The organism is Frankia sp. AgB1.9 (genome assembly GCF_016786355.1).
GTDB lineage: Bacteria > Actinomycetota > Actinomycetes > Frankiales > Frankiaceae > Pseudofrankia.
In genome coordinates, this window is sequence record NZ_JADWYX010000232.1 from 1 (window position 1) to 6,158 (window position 6,158).

The 6,158-nt window shown below is 70.2% G+C and carries 1 protein-coding gene; it reads right to left on the reverse strand.

Annotated elements, in window-relative coordinates; translation table 11 throughout:
- Window positions 1–6,137: type I polyketide synthase (locus I6A60_RS40570; protein ID WP_203055879.1), on the reverse strand; the 6,137-nt coding region annotated here is incomplete at its 3' end.
- Between the last annotated feature and the right edge of the window lie 21 nt (window positions 6,138–6,158).

The following is a 6,158-nucleotide window of genomic DNA, read 5'->3' on the forward strand; positions in this document are numbered from 1 at the left end:
GCGAGACCCTCCTCGACGGAGAACGGGATCACCCCGGACCGGGCGAGGCGTGCGTGGTCGGTGGTGGTGAGGGTGTGGGCGAGGCCGTGGGTGTTCCAGAGTCCCCAGGCCAGGCTGGTGGTGGGGGTGTGGGTGGTGTGGTGGGTGTGGTGGTGGGCGAGGGCGTCGAGGTAGGCGTTGGCGGCGGCGTAGCTGGCCTGGCCGGGGTTGCCGGTGGTCGCGGCGATGGAGGAGAAGTGGATGACGCGCCGCAGGGTCGGGTGTTCGTGGGTGAGCTGGTGGAGGTGATGAGCGGCGTCGATCTTGGGGGTGAGCGTGGCGTGCAGGGCATCGGGGGTGGTCGCGGTGAGGGTGGCGTCCTGAAGGGTCGCGGCGGTGTGCAGGACCGCGGTCAGTGGATGATCGGGAGGGATGGCCGTGAGGAGGGCCGTGAGCGCGCCGCGTTCCGCGGTGTCGCAGGCGCTGATCGTGACGGTCGCGCCGAGGTTTTCGAGTTCGGCGCGCAGGGTGTCCGCGCCTGGGCTGTCTGGCCCCCGACGGCTGGCCAGCACGAGATGACGGACGTCGTGCCGCTCGACCAGGTGACGGGCGATGTGGCCGGCGAGAGCGCCGGTACCACCAGTGATCAACACCGTACCCCCCCGATCCAACGACGGGACAGACTCGTCGCCAGTCGAGGCGTACAGGTGCTCGGGCACCCGCACCAGCCGAGGGGCCAGCGGCACGCCGGCGCGGACCGCGAGCTGATTCTCCTCGCCGCCGGCCAACGCCGCGGCGAGCATGGCGACCACTGACCGCACGTCGGCTCGCTCGTCGAGATCGACGAGTGCGAACCGATCGGGATGCTCCGAGTGCGCCGTGCGGATCAGTCCCCACACCGGTGCCGCCGCCAGGTCGGAGACGTCCTCGTCGCCAGTGGTCGCGATCGCGTTCGTGGTCGTGAACACGAGCCGCGACGACGCGAACGGTTCCTGCGCCACCCACCACTGCGCCAGCGCCAGCGCCGCCTCGGTCGTGGCGTGCGCCGCCGCCGGCAGCGGGCCGCCACCCGTGACGGGCACGAACACCAGATCGGGAGCCCTTCTCCCCCTGGTCATTTCGCCGGCCAGCTCCGTCAGTTCCCGGACGGGGTCGGCGGACCCGAGGATCGTCCACGAGCCCGAGGTGACCGCGGCGGGGCTGGCGACGGCCGTCCACTCCACCTCGAACAGCGAACCTCGCTCGTCTGCTGGCCCGCCGGCCGGTAGGGGCCGCAGGAGCAGCGCGTCGATCTCCGCCACCGGTGTGCCATCAGAGTCGGCGATGACCAGGGAGGCGGCTGCGCCCTCGGCCAAGCCCCGACCGGCGTTCTCCCCCCGTGCCGGGTCGTCACCGGCGGGCCGCACGCACACCCGCAACGCCGTCACGCCACCGCGGCGCAGCCGGATCCCGGACGCGGTGAACGGCAGCTTCATCGTCAGACCAGCCGCCGCGCTCGGCGCCGTCGCCGCGCCGGCCGACGCGTTCGGCAACGCCGGGTGTGGCAGCGTCATCGGGTGCATCGCGGCGTCGAGCAGCGCGGGGTGCACACCGAACAGCTCGGCCTGTTCCACCGCGTCGGCCGTCAGCTCGACCTCGGCGAACAACTCCCCGCCCCGCGTCCACAGCGCGGTCAGGCCCTGGAACACCGGTCCGTAGCGGTAGCCACGCTCGGCGAACCGCTGGTAGGCGTCACCGACGTCGACCGGGGTGGCGCCCGGCGGCGGCCAGGCGACGAGCGACTCGGCCGGGAGGGCCGCGACCAGGCCGATCAACCCGGTCGCATGCCGGACCCAGGGAGTCTCGCCTGCCCGGGAATAGACCGTGACACTGCTCCGGTCGGCCGCGTCCGTCGGCCGGACCACGACCTGGACGGTGGTCGGCTCCGCCGTGACGACCAGCGGACTCTCGAAGGTGAGCTCTTCGACCTCGGGCGTCACAGCCGTGTCCTCGGGCGCGTCGAGCAGGCTCGCGGCGTACAGGGCGAGGTCCAGGAACGCGGCGGCAGGCAGGATCACGTTCGAGCGCATCGTGTGCTCGGCAAGCCAGGGCTGGCGCGTGGTGCTCAGCGTGCCGGTAAGGATGAAGCCGCTGTCGTCAGCGGCGTGCACGACGTTCTCGACGAGGCCGTGCCCGCTCTCACCCGCGTCGCTTCCGTTACCGCCGCGTCGGCTGGTGAGCCAGTGGCGGTGGTGCTGGAAGGGGTAGGTGGGCAGCGCGTCGGGGTGTGCGGGGTTTCTGACGACGCTGTCCTGGTCGGCGTTCTGGTCGCTGCTCTGGTCGCTGTGGTAGCTGCTGGTTCGGGTTTGGGCGTCTGTCCTGTCTGAGGTGCTCCAGGTGGGGCTGTGGCCGACGGTGTGCAGGGTGTGCAGAAGGGTGGTGTGGGTGGTGTGGGTGCGGTCGGGGTCGTGCGCGGGGTGCAGGGTGTGCAGCGCGGTCGCGTGCGGGTGGTGGTGGCGGGTGAGCGCGGTCAGGGTCGTGTCAGGCCCGATCTCCAGGTAGGTCGTGGCGTGGTGGCCGGTGTCGAGATGGCCCAGGGTCTGGGAGAAGTAGACCGGCCCGCGGATGTGCTGGGTCCAGTGATCGGGCCCCTGGAGCTGTTCGGGGTTGGGGTGGCCGTCTCTGGTGGTGGTGACCAGGGGGGTGTGAGGCTGGTGGTAGGTGAGGGTCTCGGCGGTGCGGTGGAACCGGGAGAGGATCGGGTCGGTGTGTCGGCTGTGGAAGGCGTGACTGACAGCCAGAGACCGGACCCGCCCCCCACGCCGGGTCCAGTGACCGGTCAGAGCGGCGAGAGTGTCGGGATCCCCGGCCAGCACGACCTGGGTCGGCGTGTTGACCGCCGCGACGTCCAACGCCGCGAGGTCGACACCATGCTCCTCGGCGACCTCCTGCAGCGCGGGAACATCGGCCGGCACACGCGGCAGCACCCCCACGTCCAGCGCAACCGGCAGTGTGAACGCACTCATCGCACCCGGCGCCGTCACCGCATCCATCAACGTGGCCCGGGCCGCGACCAGAGTAACCGCATCGGGGAGCGTGAAAACACCAGCGGCATGGCCCGCACTGATCTCGCCGATCGAATGCCCAGCCACAAGGTCCGGAATGATTCCGTGAGCCGCGAGAAGACGGGTAAGCGCAGCCTGGAGCGTGAACAGCGCCGGCTGGGCGTAAGCAGTCCGGTTGACAAGGACCTCGTCACCAAACAGAACAGTGTGAAGAGGCACAGCCAGATGCCGGTCAAAAAGAGCACAGATCTCATCGACCGCGTCACGGAACACCCTGTAATTCCGATAGTGGCCTGCACCCATACCAGGGCGCTGGCCACCTTGGCCGGAGTAGAGGAACGCCAGCCGCGGCCGAGCGGGTGCCCGGCCGGCGGCGATTCGGTCGTTGTGTCCGCCGTCCGCGAGCACGGCGAGGTCGGCCGTGAGAGTCCCCGCGCTGACGGCCGTCGACGGACTGCCGGGAGTGCCGCTGCCAGGGCCTTGAAGAGCGACAACGGCCCGGTGCTCGAACAGCCGTTTGCTGGCGAGAGTCCGGGCGAGTTCCTGCGGGTCGAGGTCCGGGTACGAGCCGAGATGGGCGTGGAGGTTGCGCGCCTGGGCGCGCAGCGCCGCCTCGGTTCGCGCGGACAGCAGGAGCGGCATGTCCGGTAGATCCGAGCCGCCCGCCGGCCCGCCGTCCGCCGGCGCATCGTCCTTCGGGGCGGGAGGCTGTTCGAGGATCAGGTGGGCGTTCGTGCCGCTGATACCGAACGCGGAGACGGCCGCCCGACGCGGACGGCCGCGAACGGGCCAGGGCGTAGGCGCGGTCAGCAGCCGGACAGCGCCCGCGGTCCAGTCGACATGCCGACTCGGCGTAGCCAGGTGCAAGGTACGCGGAAGATGACGGTACTCCAGCGCCTTGACCATCTTGATGATCCCGGCGACGCCCGCCGCGGCCTGCGTATGACCAATATTCGACTTCACCGACCCGAGCCACAACGGCTGATCCACCGGACGGTTGCGTCCATAGGTCGCCAGAAGCGCCTGAGCCTCAATCGGATCACCCAGCGTCGTGCCCGTACCGTGCGCCTCCACGGCATCAACGTCATGGGCCAGCAGACCCGCGTTCATGAGAGCCTGACGAATCACACGCTCCTGCGACGGACCGTTAGGCGCCGTAAGACCGTTAGAAGCGCCGTCCTGGTTCACCGCCGACCCACGGATCACCGCATGGATCGGATGACCAAGACGTTCCGCATCAGAAAGCCGCTCCAGGACAAGAAGACCTGCACCCTCGGCCCATGCAGTCCCGTCAGCAGCATCAGCGAACGACTTGCACCGACCGTCCGGTGCCAAACCCCGCTGCCGGCTGAACTCGATGAACATGCCTGGTTCCGGCATGACGGTGACGCCACCCGCAAGCGCCAGCGAGCACTCCCCCGACTGCAGCGACTGAACCGCCAGATGAACCGCGACCAACGACGACGAACAGGCCGTGTCCACCGTCATCGCCGGACCCTCGAGCCCGAACGCGTAGGCAATGCGACCTGACGCGACACTGCCGAGACCGCCGGTGAGGCGGTAGCCGTCGTAACCGTCAGCGGGTTCGTGGAGCCGGGGCCCATAACCCTGTGGAAACGCTCCGACGAAGACACCGCTGTCGCTGCGCCGCAGGGTGGCCGGGTCGATACCGGCCCGCTCGAGGCTCTCCCAGGCGATCTCGAGGAGGAGCCGCTGCTGAGGGTCCATCGCGGCGGCCTCCCGGGGGCTGATCCCGAAGAAGTCCGCGTCGAACTGGTCGGCATCATGCAGGAATCCGCCCTCCGTCACATACGTCGTGCCCGGATGGTCGGGATCAGAGTTGTAAAGAGCGGCAAGGTTCCAGCCGCGATTCGACGGAAACGGTGTGATGACATCCGCCCCGCCGGCTACCAGTCGCCAGAACTCCTCCGGAGACGTCACGCCGCCCGGGAACCGGCACGCCATTCCCACGATCACCACCGGCTCGTCCGTCGTCGAGGCAGTGGCCCGCGGGGACGGGGCGTCGGGCTCGGACTCGCCCACGATCTGGCCACGGAGGTATCCGGCCAGCTCGATGACAGTCGGGTAGTCGAAGACAGCGGTCGGTGGGAGGGCGAACCCGGTCGCCGCGCTCAGCCGGTTACGCAGCTCGACCGCGGCGAGCGAGTCGAAGCCCATGTCCCTGAACGCCCGGTCGGAGGCGACGAGCGTCTCGGAACCGTGCCCGAGGACCGTCGCGGCATGCGAGCGGACGAGCTCCAGCAGCACCTGCTCCCGTTCCGCGGCCGGTAGGTACCGCATCTCGTCGGCGAAGGTCCGCGTGCCGCGGGTCGCCGTCCGCGCGGCACGCCGCACCGACGCGGGCACGAGCGCCCGCATGACTTCGGGAACCTGGTCGGCATCCATCGCCCGTAGTCCCGCGTGGTCGACATGGATCGGGGCGAGAGCTGGCCGGCGTGACCGTAGTGCCTGGTCGAGGAGGGCGAGGGCGTGGTCGGTGTCGAGGGGGGTGATGCCGTGGCGGGCGAGGCGTGCGTGGTCGGTGGTGGTGAGGGTGTGGGCGAGGCCGTGGGTGTTCCAGAGTCCCCAGGCCAGGCTGGTGGTGGGGGTGTGGGTGGTGTGGTGGGTGTGGTGGTGGGCGAGGGCGTCGAGGTAGGCGTTGGCGGCGGCGTAGCTGGCCTGGCCGGGGTTGCCGGTGGTCGCGGCGATGGAGGAGAAGTGGATGACGCGCCGCAGGGTCGGGTGTTCGTGGGTGAGCTGGTGGAGGTGATGAGCGGCGTCGATCTTGGGGGTGAGCGTGGCGTGCAGGGCATCGGGGGTGGTCGCGGTGAGGGTGGCGTCCTGAAGGGTCGCGGCGGTGTGCAGGACCGCGGTCAGTGGATGATCGGGAGGGATGGCCGTGAGGAGGGCCGTGAGCGCGCCGCGTTCCGCGGTGTCGCAGGCGCTGATCGTGACGGTCGCGCCGAGGTTTTCGAGTTCGGCGCGCAGGGTGTCCGCGCCTGGGCTGTCTGGCCCCCGACGGCTGGCCAGCACGAGATGACGGACGTCGTGCCGCTCGACCAGGTGACGGGCGATGTGGCCGGCGAGAGCGCCGGTACCACCAGTGATCAGCACCGTACCCCCCCGATCCAACGA